Consider the following 13,781-nt stretch of genomic DNA (forward strand, 5'->3'; position numbering starts at 1 on the left):
TAAAAAGCCTTTCAGCAGTTGCATATCTACTGCTGAAAGGCTTTTATTTTTGCTTAATTGACTGAGAATTTTAATTTTTCAACGAAGCCATATCAATTACAAACCGATACTTCACATCGCCTTTCAGCAAGCGCTCGTAAGCTTCATTAATCTCATCCATTTTAATCATCTCAATATCGGCAACAATGTTATGCTGGCCACAGAAATCAAGCATTTCCTGCGTTTCGGCAATCCCTCCAATCATTGAGCCGGCAAAGTTTCTGCGGGCAGGTATCAGGCTGAATGCAGCCACAGGCAGCGGACGCTCAGGCGCACCTACCAAAGCAAGAGACCCGTCTACCTTCAATAAACCCAGGTATTGGTTAATATCGTGTTCGGCAGAAACCGCATCCAAAACAAAGTGAAGCTTGCTTCTGTATCTGGCCATCTGCGCTTTGTCTTTCGACAACACCACGTCATCGGCGCCCAGGCGTTTGGCATCTTCAATCTTAGTTGTTGAGGTAGTAAAAACAATTACTTCTGCACCCATTGCTTTAGCCAGTTTTACTGCCATGTGGCCCAGCCCGCCAATACCCACAACGCCTACTTTCTTGCCCGGCCCGACGTTCCAGTGTCTTAGTGGAGAATACGTGGTTATACCCGCGCATAATAGCGGAGCAGTAGCGGCCAGATCAAGGTTTTCAGGCACATGCAACACAAAAGATTCATCAACTACTATGCTTTCAGAATATCCACCAAAGGTGTGTGTGCCTAAATGTACATCAGGTGCATTATAGGTGCCTGTATTGCCCTGTTCGCAGTATTGCTCCAACCCTTCCTTGCAATATTCGCAATCTCTGCAACTATCAACCATACAACCTACGGCAGCGTGGTCGCCCACTTTAAATTTGGTTACATGATTACCGACACTGACAACCTTTCCTACTATTTCATGCCCCGGAACGCATGGATAAACCGTGCCGGGCCACTCGCTTCTGGCTGTGTGCAGGTCTGAATGACAAACGCCACAATATAATATTTCAATCTCAACGTCGTGCGGTTTAGGCGTTCTGCGTTTAATTTGCAGTTGGTCTAATCGTGCATCTGCGGCTAGCGTACCAAATGCTTTTACTTCTTTTGACGGAACATCTGTTGCGCCACCGGTTACTGATTTTACGGATTCCATGGATAAGTTTTTTATAGATGTATAAGTAAAGTATTCGTGCTGTATTGGCCCATTAGCTGTAAAAACCGCCAATGTGGTATTGGAAATTTTACACGAAGTGTGTCTGGCACAGTTTGCCTGCCTGATTAGAAAAAAGGATAAGCAAAGTGCGGCACGGCCGGATTTCGTGATTGGGCCGCTGTCAGTTTAAACAACCATAGAGGGTCTGTTGGTTGGCCGAAAGGATTAAAATGTTTATTTCATGTCATTCCCGAACAAACTGTTCCAGATTACATCATAAACATCGGTTGCAGCTATCTCTTCGGTTATTTTTTGATTACTTACCAGTACAGGATAAAACTCTTTTCCTATATCGAGCGTGCCGTGTGAGCCCTTGACAAGACTGGCATCAAGCGGAATAACATCCATTCTGTATCTGAAGCCTGTTAGTTTACGAAGCAACTTGTAAGCGGCTCTTAATTTAATGAAAGGATTAGCCGGATTCATAAACATCTCAACGGGGTCATAGCCCGGTTTGTTATGAATATCAACGCTGCGGGCAAAATCAGGGGCCAGTTTATCATCAAACCAGTAATAGTAGGTAAACCAGCTGTCGGCCTTGGCCATTAACACAAAATCACCGGCTCTTTTATGATTGATGTGGTATTTTTGTTTCTCCTCTTCATCCATTATCAGGGCAATACCATCAATTTTAGATAGAATTTCTTTTACCCGTTCTTTCTGGCTTTCGTCATTAACGTACACGTGAGCAATCTGGTGGTCGGAAGCCGCAAAAGCTTTTGACGCGCCGCAGTCCAGCAGTTCCAGCCCGCTTTCTACCCGTACAGAAAGTAATCCATGCTCGCGCAAGATTCTGTTGATGTGTATAGGGTGGCTCACATTGTTGATACCGTACTCAGAAAGCAATATAACGTTTGCATTGCGTTGCTCATAGTAATTGACCAGCTCTTCTACGAGGCTATCAATTTCATGTAAATCTTTAGAGATTTTACCGAAATCAACACCGAATTTTTGCAGGCAATAATCTAAATGAGGCAGATAAATCAGCGTTAGCGTAGGGTCTTCGGTTCTGTCAACCTCCAATGAGGCATCGGCAATCCATTTAGAACAATCAATGCTTGTATTAGGCCCCCAGAACTTAAACAATGGGAAGGTACCCAACTTGGCCTGTAGTTTATCTCTTAAGTCGGCAGGATAGGTGTAACAATCGGGTACTTTTACACCATCTGAATGATATTGCGGGCGAGGCGTAGCTGAAAAATCGGCTGATGAGTACATATTGTACCACCAGAACATCTTTGAAACCGTAAAGGCCGGATTTTTTCTTCTGGCAGCCTCCCATATTTTTTCAGACTGAACCAGTTTGTTAGATTGTTTCCAGAACTTCATCTCACACGCATCGTGGTCATACCAGCCATTCCCTACAATGCCGTGTGCATCCGGGTTTTTACCGGTTATATAGCAGCTTTGCGCTGTGGTAGTAACCGCAGGGAAAGCCGGCTTAATGTGCGTAAGCGTATTTTTTGCAATGAATTTCTGTAAAAACGGTGTGTGTTCACCAATGACACTGGTACTAAGGCCAACTATATCAATAACTACAGTTTTTTGCATTTTAGTAGAATTTTAGAGCCTCTTATAATAATCCTTTTACCCAATTTAATTCTCTGATGATTGACTCGTTAAGCGGAGCCTGAAATTCTTTCGGTAAAACGCCCCAGGTATAGGTTTCTACTTCAAGATGGTTGGTAAATGGCTTTGCCTTATGTACATCAACGGTATTGACAATATCAGATTGCGTAGAACCCAGCAAACCATACTGCTCTAAAAACAAAGGCACATGAAAATGTACCCTCCACGAGCTGATGCTGTTATCAAAGCCTGCAATGGCCTCACTCAGGTCGGGGTATTTTGTAAAGCTGCCGTCATATCTTTGAGCAACAACCTGATGCAGATAAACGGGTTCGTTATACTGAGCAATTACGTCCAGTTTTTCCTGCGCTTGTTCAGCAAAGTCAACTTTCAGGGCCGAGCTTATTTGTATTTTCCCAACTTTCAGTTGCTCAGTCTCCATTTTTACAATTACATCCTTTGGCGCCTCAAAACCAACCGCAAAATGGCAAATATCATAGCAAAGCTGAATATGCGTTTTAATGGCCTCAATGGCTTGCCCGGGCGAAAAACCTTTGGTAGCCAATTGCTCAATTCCTATAGGTAACAGATAGTTATTATACCAGCTAATGAACTCTTCAGAGTTTTCCAGAATCCCGTCGGGTTCCGGTTCAATATCCAGATGAAGGGTTTTTCCGGTGCTTGCTTTTAATGCTATCAGCTCCTCAACTACCAAAATCATGTTTTTGGTAGCTTTAATGGTTGCTTCCTTTAGTGCAGCATCGTTTAACCACCAGAACCGATAGGAGAGTGGTGAGGTAGATATACCGCCCTCTTCTAAAGTGTCCGGCAATAATCGGGCAAGCAGATTAAATAACCTTATGGTATAATCCAGCCTTTCCTGTGTTGTCCAATCGGGTGCATGCACTTGGTCTTTTACTACTGTATGATGAAAGTTTCCGAACGGGAAACCGTTCATAGTAAAAACATAACAATTCTGTGCGGTCAACCAGTTTTGAAAGGTCTCAAAATTTTGTTCTGCTGATAAATCAATACTGGCCTGATTGGCTAGTCTTAAGCCTATGCCCATAGGCGCATCGGGACAAACCCCTGCCTTGATTTCCGGAATACTGCTTTGCAGAACCGCAAAATGTTCTTTCCAGTCTTCGCCGGGATGAATATTGCTACAATAACTCAGGTGTCCGTATGGTGTTTTCATTTTAATCGAGGGTTAATTTCAGGCGGTCAACGGCCAATTTCACTAAATCAAAATCCACCTCATGAATTTCTTTGCCCTTACCGAGCTTTTCTAATATGGTTATGGTCAGCCTTCCGCCCAGGTGTTCTCTGAATTCATTCAGCCCCTCCCATAAATTCAGCTTGTCATTCGCTGCAAGCGAGTCGTGGTACAAGGTAAATCCAAGCGTCTTTAAAAGTCTGATAATGCGGTTGGCATCTTCTTCTGTTATCAGCCCAGACAACTGCGAATAAACAGAATCAAGCGCAATGCCAATAGCCACGGCTTCTCCGTGTCTTATTTCAAAATTACTCAGATATTCTAATTTATGAGCTGCCCAGTGCCCAAAATCTAAAGGCCTTGCCGAACCCATTTCGAATGGGTCACCACTTGAAATATGATTGGTATGCAGGGCAGCCGAACGAAAAATCTGTTCATTCATCACATTCATCTCGCGGTTTGCCATTGCTTGTGCATGGGTCTCCAGCCACTCAAAAAAGGGCAGGTCTTTAATTAAAGCCACCTTCACGGCTTCAGATATACCCGAACGCCAGTCGCGGTCTGAAAGAGAGGTTAAGAAGTTGGAATCATTAAATACGGCCACAGGAGGCGCAAAAGTACCGAGGAAATTCTTTTTGCCCAGAAAATTGACACCGTTTTTAACACCCACGCCTGAATCGTTTTGCGATAGCACGGTGGTAGGTATCCGGATATGCTTTACGCCACGGTGTGCAATGCAGGAGGCGTAGCCTACCATGTCAAGAAATGCGCCACCGCCAATGGCTGCCACAAAAGAATGCCTGTCTATACCGTATTGATTGATAGCCAGCAGCACTTTGTCGAGATACTGGCTGTCGTTTTTAACTAATTCTCCGCCCGGTAAAACCAGTATTTCGTCTGCCAGGTCAATCTGGGTTTGGCCTTGAAAATACTGTTTGATTGATTCAGGCAAATACTGATGTTTTTCAGCAACACCGGCATCTATTAAAAACAATATTTTTTTCTGAAAACCGGGTTCGCCGAAGTTTGTAAGAAAATTGATAAACGCTTTGTTTTCAGAAGAAAAAAGGTTTTGTGTGAAAATAATATTAAAAGAAAAAGGCACCTGAAAGGCCTGTTGAATTACATTCATTGGTAGATAAAATAAATAAAATCAAAAAAAAATAGCTGCCGGGGCTATGTAACTGCAAAAAACCTGGCCAGCCATATTGAAACAGGTAACAGGCAAAGCACTGCCAGCGCCAGCAAAATATTGCCCGAAACACTTACCCACGCGGCGTTCATGACTATTAACGACAGAACCCCTGCTTTTACTGCCTTGCCAATATTGGGGCCAATCGGGTTTGCTATGGCTGCCAGCAATGGTTTGAATATCAGATAAATATGTAAAACCACAAATGCTGCCGCTACCGGAAGATTGTTTAATTGATACGAAAAATACAATTGGGCTGTACTTACCATAATATAAAGAAACGCCGCAAAGTATAAGGTGTTTTTATTACCACCATGCACTTCGCCCCGGCTAATCATTGTAATAGCAGCAATGTAGCAAACCGGCAAAAGGCCGATAAACCACCATTGCTCAATAGAGCGCTCAATGATACTCATGCCCAGTATCAGATTACCGCCGCGGCATAAACCCATATTTATAGGGCCGAAAAAGGAATGATGTTTGCCATATTTGTCATAAACCAGCGCACAGGCTGCAACCAAAGCCGCTATTATTGCACTAAGCGGGCTATTGAACCACGCCGCCAATACTCCGGAAATCAGCAGAAAGGAGCCATAAACAACGGCATTGGTCTTGCTTATCTTTCCACTTGGAATCACTCTTTCAGGGCGTTCAATGCGGTCAAGTTCCAGGTCAAAAATATCGTTAAACACAATGCCGCCACCATAAAGACCCATAGTGGCCAGGCACAAAAACAAAACACCCGTGATATTTACGTCTTCATACGAAAAAGAAAATACAGCAATAGCAACCCCGGCCAGTATATCTGATACTGCCGTTATTACGTTGGCGGGGCGGGTTATTTGTATGTAAGATTTAATATTCAAGATACAAGCGGTTGTTTAAGAGATAAAAATTGAATTTTTATCAACCCTCGGAATCTGGCCACCTCTCAGAATGGTGTTCCCGTTAAATTTCAGGCTCTGGTCAATTACTACCGGGTTTTCAAAATCTGCCACATTTATCTGGCCGCTTTGCGCAAAAGCGTCAATGGCGTTCTGATAAGTAACCAGACGGATGTCTTCGTCTGATATTCCTTTAATTTTCATCAGGGCGGCTGTTTTTGGTACAGCCAGAGGGTCGCTGATACCCCAATCGGCGGCCGAATTAATCATTATTCGTTCAGAACCGTATTTTTTTACAATTTCTACCATGCGTTCGTTACCCATTTTGGTAAACGGATAAATAGTAAACGCAGCCCAGAAACCTTGCTCCAGCACACTTTCAACAGTTTCTTCGTTGTTATGGTCAATTATTACCATGCCGGGGTCAATGCCATGCTCCAGGGCAATAGACATACTCAGTTCGGTTCCTTTTTTCTTGTCGCGGTGAGGCGTATGTACCTGAACGGGTAAGTTAGCTTCTTTAGCCAGTTCCAGTTGAAGCCTGTAGTATTTTTCTTCGGCGGGTGTCTGGTCGTCAAAACCAATTTCGCCCACACCTACAACACCTTCTTTGTAAACAAACAGAGGTAATACTTCCATTACCTGCTCTGCCAGTGCTTCGTTATTGGCCTCGCGTGAGTTCAGACCGATGGTGCAATAATGTTTGATGCCAAACTGCGAAGAGCGGAATCTTTCCCAACCAACCAGGCTGCTGAAATAATCTTTGAACGAGTCTACACCTGTGCGGGGTTGTCCGAGCCAGAAAGCCGGCTCAATGATGGCAACCACTCCGGCATCTATCAGCGCAGTGTAATCATCGGTAGTTCTTGAGGTCATGTGAATATGAGGGTCAAAGAACTTCATTCCTTTGATGTAATCGGTATAATTGGCCTGAATCTCTTTTGAAGTTTTTAGCTCTTCTGCGCTTCCTTCAAAATGTGACGGATTCTGCGATATTTCTGATTGTTTCTGGCACATAACTTACTTAATAATTTAAAATACTTCTTTGGTGGTCTTCTACCATTTGCCAGCTAAGGATTCCGTTCTGCCATTGCTCATGCAAGGCTGTTTGTTTCGTTAGCAGGTCTTTAGCGGCAGGTAAATCAGACTGGCCACATACAATTGCTGCCGCAATGGTGTCAGCGGCTGTTCCTGTTGTAAACAAATGCTCAATATCTTTCAGAATCGCCTCGTTCATAAATCTGGTTACCAGACGCCAGGCCTGAGACGGAATAGTTCTGCCTGCAGCCCAACGCTCATGCGCCAGATAAGATATTGAATCGGCCAGTTCCTGATTGGCTCTTTCATCAAGCCCGTCTATATTATGAATGGGCTTATCATTAAAAATGCATTTTAAGACTAATTGATTCCAGGCCGGTTCAGAAAAATGAATTTTAGGGAACGGGTTTCCGAATGCAATAGCATCAAAAACAGGCCCGATGTTTGACCTGACGGCGTTTGTGGCTCTTAAAAGCCAATAATCGGGGAATGCCAAGAATGGGAGAGCCGCAATTAAAGCGCTGGCTTCATTGTTTTCTGCAGTATCAAAAAGGATATCCAGTGTTTTTGTGTAAGTTTCCTTATCAGTGCTATCCAGACTAGCCAGTAAATAGACTCTTACCAGTTTATCCAGTGTCCAGTTATCGAAAGAAACACCATTGATGGTATCGGCTGCAAGTACAGGGCTTTTGCTGATAAACCTTGGTACGGCCACAAATGCTACCTGTAATGATTGTAAACTACCATTACTTTTAGACTCAATCCAACTAAGCTCTTTGGCAGATGCCTGAATTTTAATTTTTTCAAGCAACAATGCAGAATAATTCATAAGGTTAGGCACTTTGTATTAATTAGAAGCAAATCTAAAGAAGAATTCTGAGCTTATTAAAGTATTTATACCAAAAATGATATTAAAATAGACAAAAGGGGCAATTTTGTGTAAATGGTTAAGCCCCCAAAACAAAAAAGTACTTAACATGATTGCTAAGTACTTGATTATCAGGTGACCCCGGAGAGGCTCGAACTCTCGACCCACTGATTAAGAGTCAGTTGCTCTACCAACTGAGCTACGGAGTCATTATACTACTTTTAATTATTTTCTGAACTCTCGACCCACTGATTAAGAGCGAGCGACGTTCGCCGGGTGACGTTCACTCAGTTGCTCTACCAACTGAGCTACGGAGTCTCATACGCTGCAAATTTAATTTTTTTTGGCCTGTTGCTGCTATATTATTTAAAATTATTTTCAGTGCCTGCAATTGGTATTTAAAAACTAATAATTACTTCTGTTAACTCGGGTTAATGAAAGAGAATACATCATTTTCTATATATTTGTGTATCCCTTTAACCCGATCTGACCTCGCTATGATTACGTCGCTTTCAGACTTGGCTCATCGAAATGCTTCGGGCCGGAATATTATTATATTCTTTGTGCTGCAAATGGCCATTTCAGGCGTGGTTTTGCCTTACCTGCAAACCAGGTTTGACCCAATGGGCGTATTAGGTGTGCTAGATTTGAAATTTGGATTTACGCCTGATGAAGCCTATCAACTGTTGTCGGCCTATGGCGAAGAGGGTAGAAAAATTTATTTTGTGATGGAAGCCTGTGTAGATATCATTTACCCTGTTTTTTATAGCATTACCAATTTGTTGTTGTTGAGTTTTGTATTCAAAAGAGGTTTTCAGGCTGATAGTTTTATGCAGAAACTCAACGTTTTTCCGTTGCTGGTTTTCATTAGCGATATGTTAGAAAATGCTGGTAATATTGCTATGCTGATGGCGTATCCGGAAAGAATAAACGCTACTGCCAGTCTGGCTTCAACGGCAGGAATGTTTAAATGGACTACCTTTGGTATCAGTATAGCTTTGTTTTTAACAGGCTTGGTGGCCTGGGCTTCTGCAGTTGCCAAAAGGGAAAAAAACTGATGGGAGCGTTAATTTAAAATTTATTTTTAATCATATTAAATATCAATTATGGAGTACAGGAGATTTGGACGTACTGGCTGGAATGTCAGCGAAATAGGTTATGGTATGTGGGGCCTTGCGGGATGGACCGGCTCTGACCAGGACGAAGTAGGGCAGTCGCTTGACCGGTCGGTTGAACTAGGCTGTAACTTTTTTGATACAGCCTGGGGATATGCCGAGGGTAAAAGTGAGCAAATTTTAGGAAGGGTATTGAAAAAATATGCCGACAGGCGATTGTATGCCGCCACCAAAATTCCACCAAAGAATTTTACATGGCCGTCAAAATCACATTTCTTGTTGGAAGACTGTTTCCCGGCCAGCCATATCATAGAGTATACCGAAAAAAGCCTGAGTAACCTGGATGTTGATTGCATAGACCTGCAGCAATTCCATGTCTGGGAAGACGCCTGGGCAGGTAAAGATGAATGGAAAGAGGCAGTTGCCAAGTTGAAACAGGAAGGCAAAGTGAAACACTTTGGCGTAAGTGTGAACCGCTGGGAGCCCGCCAATGTGTTGGAAACCCTGAAAACCGGGCTGATAGATTCGGTACAGGTAATATACAATATTTTCGACCAGAATCCGGAAGATGAATTGTTCCCGCTTTGTCGCGAACTGGATATTGCCGTGATTGCCCGTGTACCTTTTGATGAAGGCACCCTTACCGGTTTGCTAACCAAAGACACGGTGTTTCCGGCTGATGACTGGCGGTCTACCTATTTTGTGCCTGAAAACCTGATTCCGAGCGTAGAACATGCCGATGCCCTGAAACCATTGGTGCCAGAAGGTATGACGATGCCTGAAATGGCGCTTCGTTTTATATTAGGTAACGATGATGTACATACTATAATACCGGGCATGAGAAAGATTCGCCACGTAGATGCCAATATCGGTACCAGTGATGGCAAAAAACTAGACGAAAATCTTCGTTTAAAACTCAAAAGCCACAGATGGGACAGAACCCCGACTGAGTGGTCGCAATAGTTTTAAAAGTGAGAAAGGAACAGGACATCCAAGTCATTTCTCCTTTTTTCATTCACCATAACATTCATGTCAGAAACCACAGTTTTGGCCTGCATAGCTGCTTTTTTTGCAGGTTTTATTGATTCTATTGTAGGCGGGGGCGGCTTAGTGCAGGTCCCTGCTTTGTTTATATTGTTTCCTCACTATTCGGTTCCGCAGGTTATTGGTACCAATCGTTTTGCCTCTTTTATGGGTACAGCCGTGGCCGGGTATCAATATGCCAAAAAGGTGAAGATTCCGTGGAAAACCGTTATCTATGCCGGGTTAGGGGCGGCCGTAATGTCTTATTCAGGGGCGTTAATATCCAGCCTCATGAGTGCGCGCATCTTAAAGCCAACCATATTAGTGCTGATGAGTGTGATAGCCCTTTATACCTACCGGAAGAAGAATCTGGGGCATGAAGAAAAACTCCGTTTCAGCCTGGCGGTGGTTCCGCTATATGGCTTACTGATAGGCATGGCTATTGGTTTTTACAATGGTTTTGTGGGGCCGGGTACCGGCAGCCTGTTGGTATTTGGCTTCGTGAGCATGATTGGTTACAGTTTTTTGTCGGCCTCTGCCATTTCAAAAGTCATAAATGTAATAGCCGATGTAGCCTCTCTCATTTTCTTTGTCAGCAAAGGCTTTGTGGTTTTTCAGATTGCCTTTCCGATGATGTTGTGTAATATGGCAGGCGCTTATGTTGGTAGCAGGATAGCTATCCTACGCGGCAACTCTTTTGTGCGGGTAATATTTCTGGTTGTGGTGTTTGGCCTCATTCTCCGGTTTGGGTATGACGTATGGCAGCTTTATAAATAAAACAAGCCCTTTGCTGGTAGACTGCTAACGAAATATTAGACGAAATTAGTAATAAATTTTAGAATGATGAGCTCGGTATTGTATCGGGCTCATTCCATTTAGATTGAGTTTAATTCTTTCATTGTTATAGTATTTGATATGCTGCTTAATTTCTTTTTTTATGTCATCAATTGATTGATATTTATTCAGTTAAAATAGTTCTGCCTTAAGTATGCCGAAGTAGTTTTCAATAATTGCATTATCTAAACAATTACCTTTTCTGGACATACTTTGCGTGACTCCACTTTTCTCAAAGACATGCCTGTATTGCTTCATTTGATAGTGCCAACCTTTGTCAGAATGTAATAATAATGGTGTTTGTCTGTCTGATTTTTTCAAGGCCTTCTCAAGCATAGTTATCACACATTTAAAGTCAGCACGCTCAGAGAGTTCATAGCTGATGATTTCCTGATTGAACAAGTCTATCACAGGTGAAAGATAGAGTTTTCTGCCAGCCACATTAAATTCAGTTATATCGTTTGCCCATTTTTGATTAGGCTGATTTGCCTTAACTACTCTGTTCAAAACATTAGGGGCGATTTTGCCTTGTTCTCCTTTATAGGATTTATATTTCTTCACTCTGATTATACGCTTTAAACCCAGGAATTGCATTAATCGTAAAACAGTTTTATAATTAATTACTATTCCTTTTTTACGAAGTAAGAGTGTAATACGTTTGTATCCCAACCTTCCCTTGTGCTTATGATAAATACTTTGAATCAATGCTTTAGTGTCTGCATATTTATCTGTAAGCCTGGTTTTCTTTGAATAATAGTAAAAACTGCTTCTGGTCATGTTCATACAATTTAGCAATACGTCTAAATCATATCTATGCCTTAACTCCATTATGGTTTGTGCTTTTTGTTGGTTTGAGTTATGGCTTGTAGCTTTTTTAGTAGTTCATTTTCCGCTTTTAAACGTTCATTTTCCAACAGCAGCTTTTGATAGTCTGTTAAAGGGGCAGAAGACTTTACTGGTTTTCTTTTGATAGGATGCTTCATCTTTTTAGGACGTCCTTTAGGTTGAGGTAATAAACCCGACAACCCTTTTGATTCATACTCTCGCCGCCAGCGTATAATCACTGGCTCAGTAGGTATATTGAATTTAACACAGGCTGAACACAAAGATAAACACTCTCTATTGATAGTTTCTGGCACTTTAAGCTTAAAAGATACTTCATAGGATTGTTTATTCCTCTGGTGAAGACCCAATTCGCCATATTGCTCATAGAACATTATCCATAACCTTAAATTTGATGGATCAAATCCTTTGTCAGCAGCCACTGAAATAATGGAACGATGTTCTTTTAAAACGGCTTCTACACATTGAAGCCTGAATTCGTAATCATACTTGTTCCTTTTATTCATAAAAATGCCCCCAAGAAGTGTCTGACTTTTTGGGGGCATTGTATTGCGGAGGGCTTTCTTTTTTATAAATCGCTGAAATCGAAGGTTTCAAGAAATTTGGTGGTAAAATGACCAGATTTAAACTGCTCATCGTCCATCAGTTTTATATGGAACGGAATAGTGGTTTTTATACCTTCAATTACAAACTCCTGTAATGCACGTTTCATTCTTGTAACAACTTCTTCTCTTGACTGCCCCGTTACAATCAACTTGGCAATCATTGAATCGTAGTTGGGCGGAATGGTATAGCCTGCATACACGTGGCTGTCAACCCTTACCCCATGCCCACCTGGCAGGTGCAGATTGGTTATTTTACCCGGCGAAGGGCGGAAACCATTGCCAGGGTCTTCGGCATTGATACGGCATTCCATAGCAAATAACTTAGGGAAATAGTTCTTACCCGAAATAGGCACACCGGCAGCAACTTTTATTTGCTCTTTTATGAGGTCAAAGTCGGTTACTTCTTCCGTAATGGGGTGTTCTACCTGAATACGGGTGTTCATTTCCATGAAGTAGAACTTGCCATATTTATCAACCAGAAACTCAATCGTACCTGCACCTTCATATCCGATAGCGGCAGCACCCTTGATGGCGGCTTCGCCCATTTTCTCGCGTAGTTCCTGCGATACAACTGGCGAAGGTGTTTCTTCTACCAGTTTCTGATGGCGGCGCTGAATAGAACAGTCACGCTCTGAAAGGTGGCATACTTTGCCATATTGGTCGCCCACCACCTGAATCTCAATGTGGCGGGGTTCTTCAACAAATTTTTCCAGGTATAAGCCATCATTTCCAAAAGCAGCGCCCGATTCCATCTTGGCGTCGTCCCAGGCTTTTTCAAATTCACTTTCTTCTTTAATGATGCGCATACCACGGCCACCGCCTCCGGCAGTTGCCTTAATGATAACCGGATAACCGATTTCTTTGGCCAGTCTTTTACCTTCTTCTACCGACTCTAACAGACCCTCTGAACCCGGAATTACCGGTACGCCAGAGTTTTTCATGGTTGCTTTGGCCGTAGCTTTGTCGCCCATGTAGTTAATTTGCTCGGCAGTGGCGCCAATAAACTTAATGCCATATTCGGCGCATATTCTTGAAAACTCGGCGTTTTCAGATAAGAAACCGTAACCCGGATGGATGGCATCGGCATTGGTGATTTCGGCGGCGGATATGATATTAGGAATATTGAGGTAAGATTGCTTGCTGATAGCAGGCCCTATACAAACTGCCTCATCGGCAAAGCGTACGTGCAGACTGTCGCGGTCGGCAGTTGAGTAAACAGCCACCGTTTTTATGCCCATCTCCCGGCAGGTTCTGATGATTCGCAGGGCTATTTCGCCACGGTTGGCTATAAGTATTTTCTTGAACATATAGTGTCAATTAGGAATTGTATGCTATTTAGGCTATTAAATCTATAAACAGTTTTTATAAA

At 42.7% G+C, this 13,781-nt stretch carries 14 protein-coding genes and 1 tRNA gene; 3 read left to right on the forward strand and 12 right to left on the reverse strand.

Going from position 1 to position 13,781, the window contains the following annotated elements:
* Positions 1-70 precede the first annotated feature (70 nt).
* The 8 genes from NZ848_RS11340 to NZ848_RS11375 form a co-directional block, all read right to left on the reverse strand.
* Positions 71-1,165 (reverse strand): NAD(P)-dependent alcohol dehydrogenase, encoded by a 1,095-nt coding sequence (locus NZ848_RS11340; protein WP_259015581.1) that lies wholly within the window; start codon positions 1,163-1,165, stop codon positions 71-73.
* 234 nt (positions 1,166-1,399) lie between these two features.
* Positions 1,400-2,776, reverse strand: coding sequence for an alkaline phosphatase family protein (locus NZ848_RS11345; protein ID WP_259015582.1), 1,377 nt, complete (start codon positions 2,774-2,776; stop codon positions 1,400-1,402).
* Positions 2,777-2,798: 22 nt separating this feature from the next.
* Positions 2,799-3,992 (reverse strand): metabolite traffic protein EboE, encoded by a 1,194-nt coding sequence (eboE, locus tag NZ848_RS11350; RefSeq protein ID WP_259015583.1) that lies wholly within the window; start codon positions 3,990-3,992, stop codon positions 2,799-2,801.
* 1 nt (position 3,993) lies between these two features.
* On the reverse strand, positions 3,994-5,142 hold the full coding sequence (locus tag NZ848_RS11355) for a 3-dehydroquinate synthase (RefSeq protein ID WP_253532631.1): 1,149 nt from the start codon (positions 5,140-5,142) through the stop codon (positions 3,994-3,996).
* 44 nt (positions 5,143-5,186) lie between these two features.
* Positions 5,187-6,068, reverse strand: coding sequence for a UbiA-like protein EboC (gene eboC, locus NZ848_RS11360; RefSeq protein WP_259015584.1), 882 nt, complete (start codon positions 6,066-6,068; stop codon positions 5,187-5,189).
* Between the two features lie 15 nt (positions 6,069-6,083).
* The gene (locus NZ848_RS11365; RefSeq protein WP_259015585.1) at positions 6,084-7,103 is read right to left on the reverse strand and encodes a TatD family hydrolase; all 1,020 of its coding nucleotides are present in this window, start codon (positions 7,101-7,103) and stop codon (positions 6,084-6,086) included.
* Positions 7,104-7,110: 7 nt separating this feature from the next.
* Positions 7,111-7,953, reverse strand: coding sequence for an EboA domain-containing protein (locus NZ848_RS11370; RefSeq protein ID WP_253532645.1), 843 nt, complete (start codon positions 7,951-7,953; stop codon positions 7,111-7,113).
* A 175-nt stretch (positions 7,954-8,128) separates the two neighbouring features.
* A tRNA-Lys gene (locus NZ848_RS11375) sits at positions 8,129-8,201 on the reverse strand.
* 288 nt (positions 8,202-8,489) lie between these two features.
* Here NZ848_RS11375 and NZ848_RS11380 point away from each other — a divergent pair.
* The 3 genes from NZ848_RS11380 to NZ848_RS11390 all read left to right on the forward strand — a co-directional run bounded on the left by NZ848_RS11380 (position 8,490) and on the right by NZ848_RS11390 (position 10,907).
* Positions 8,490-9,050 (forward strand): hypothetical protein, encoded by a 561-nt coding sequence (locus tag NZ848_RS11380; protein ID WP_259015586.1) that lies wholly within the window; start codon positions 8,490-8,492, stop codon positions 9,048-9,050.
* Positions 9,051-9,098: 48 nt separating this feature from the next.
* Entirely contained in the window at positions 9,099-10,070 is a 972-nt protein-coding gene (locus tag NZ848_RS11385) for an aldo/keto reductase (RefSeq protein ID WP_259015587.1), read from the forward strand.
* 66 nt (positions 10,071-10,136) lie between these two features.
* On the forward strand, positions 10,137-10,907 hold the full coding sequence (locus tag NZ848_RS11390; protein ID WP_259015588.1) for a sulfite exporter TauE/SafE family protein: 771 nt from the start codon (positions 10,137-10,139) through the stop codon (positions 10,905-10,907).
* A 45-nt stretch (positions 10,908-10,952) separates the two neighbouring features.
* Here NZ848_RS11390 and NZ848_RS21585 read toward each other — a convergent pair whose 3' ends face one another.
* From NZ848_RS21585 to accC, 4 genes are read right to left on the reverse strand one after another with little or no spacing between them, the layout of a single operon-like run.
* Positions 10,953-11,096, reverse strand: a complete 144-nt coding sequence (locus NZ848_RS21585; RefSeq protein ID WP_390890878.1) for an IS3 family transposase — start codon at positions 11,094-11,096, stop codon at positions 10,953-10,955.
* Positions 11,097-11,792, reverse strand: a complete 696-nt coding sequence (locus NZ848_RS11395) for an IS3 family transposase (RefSeq protein ID WP_259015589.1) — start codon at positions 11,790-11,792, stop codon at positions 11,097-11,099.
* Complete coding sequence (locus tag NZ848_RS11400) at positions 11,792-12,352, reverse strand: transposase (protein WP_259015590.1); 561 nt, start codon at positions 12,350-12,352, stop codon at positions 11,792-11,794. The genes NZ848_RS11395 and NZ848_RS11400 overlap by 1 nt, the downstream gene beginning before the upstream one ends.
* Before the next feature lie 23 nt (positions 12,353-12,375).
* Positions 12,376-13,719: an acetyl-CoA carboxylase biotin carboxylase subunit gene (gene accC, locus NZ848_RS11405; protein ID WP_259015591.1), complete on the reverse strand. Its 1,344-nt coding sequence runs from the start codon at positions 13,717-13,719 to the stop codon at positions 12,376-12,378.
* Between the last annotated feature and the right edge of the window lie 62 nt (positions 13,720-13,781).

It is taken from the genome of Emticicia fluvialis, from assembly GCF_024793945.1.
In the GTDB taxonomy this organism is placed as follows: Bacteria; Bacteroidota; Bacteroidia; order Cytophagales; family Spirosomataceae; genus Emticicia; species Emticicia fluvialis.

What these genes read in the sequence shown, in the direction of transcription:
- NZ848_RS11365 (WP_259015585.1), bottom strand. Translation starts at nt 7,103, where the DNA reads ATGTGCCAGAAACAATCAGAAATATCGCAGAATCCGTCACATTTTGAA.
- NZ848_RS11355 (WP_253532631.1), bottom strand. Translation starts at nt 5,142, where the DNA reads ATGAATGTAATTCAACAGGCCTTTCAGGTGCCTTTTTCTTTTAATATT.
- accC (WP_259015591.1), bottom strand. Translation starts at nt 13,719, where the DNA reads ATGTTCAAGAAAATACTTATAGCCAACCGTGGCGAAATAGCCCTGCGA.
- NZ848_RS11345 (WP_259015582.1), bottom strand. Translation starts at nt 2,776, where the DNA reads ATGCAAAAAACTGTAGTTATTGATATAGTTGGCCTTAGTACCAGTGTC.
- eboE (WP_259015583.1), bottom strand. Translation starts at nt 3,992, where the DNA reads ATGAAAACACCATACGGACACCTGAGTTATTGTAGCAATATTCATCCC.
- NZ848_RS11380 (WP_259015586.1), top strand. Translation starts at nt 8,490, where the DNA reads ATGATTACGTCGCTTTCAGACTTGGCTCATCGAAATGCTTCGGGCCGG.
- NZ848_RS11370 (WP_253532645.1), bottom strand. Translation starts at nt 7,953, where the DNA reads ATGAATTATTCTGCATTGTTGCTTGAAAAAATTAAAATTCAGGCATCT.
- NZ848_RS11400 (WP_259015590.1), bottom strand. Translation starts at nt 12,352, where the DNA reads ATGCCCCCAAAAAGTCAGACACTTCTTGGGGGCATTTTTATGAATAAA.
- NZ848_RS11340 (WP_259015581.1), bottom strand. Translation starts at nt 1,165, where the DNA reads ATGGAATCCGTAAAATCAGTAACCGGTGGCGCAACAGATGTTCCGTCA.
- NZ848_RS11385 (WP_259015587.1), top strand. Translation starts at nt 9,099, where the DNA reads ATGGAGTACAGGAGATTTGGACGTACTGGCTGGAATGTCAGCGAAATA.
- NZ848_RS11390 (WP_259015588.1), top strand. Translation starts at nt 10,137, where the DNA reads ATGTCAGAAACCACAGTTTTGGCCTGCATAGCTGCTTTTTTTGCAGGT.
- NZ848_RS11395 (WP_259015589.1), bottom strand. Translation starts at nt 11,792, where the DNA reads ATGGAGTTAAGGCATAGATATGATTTAGACGTATTGCTAAATTGTATG.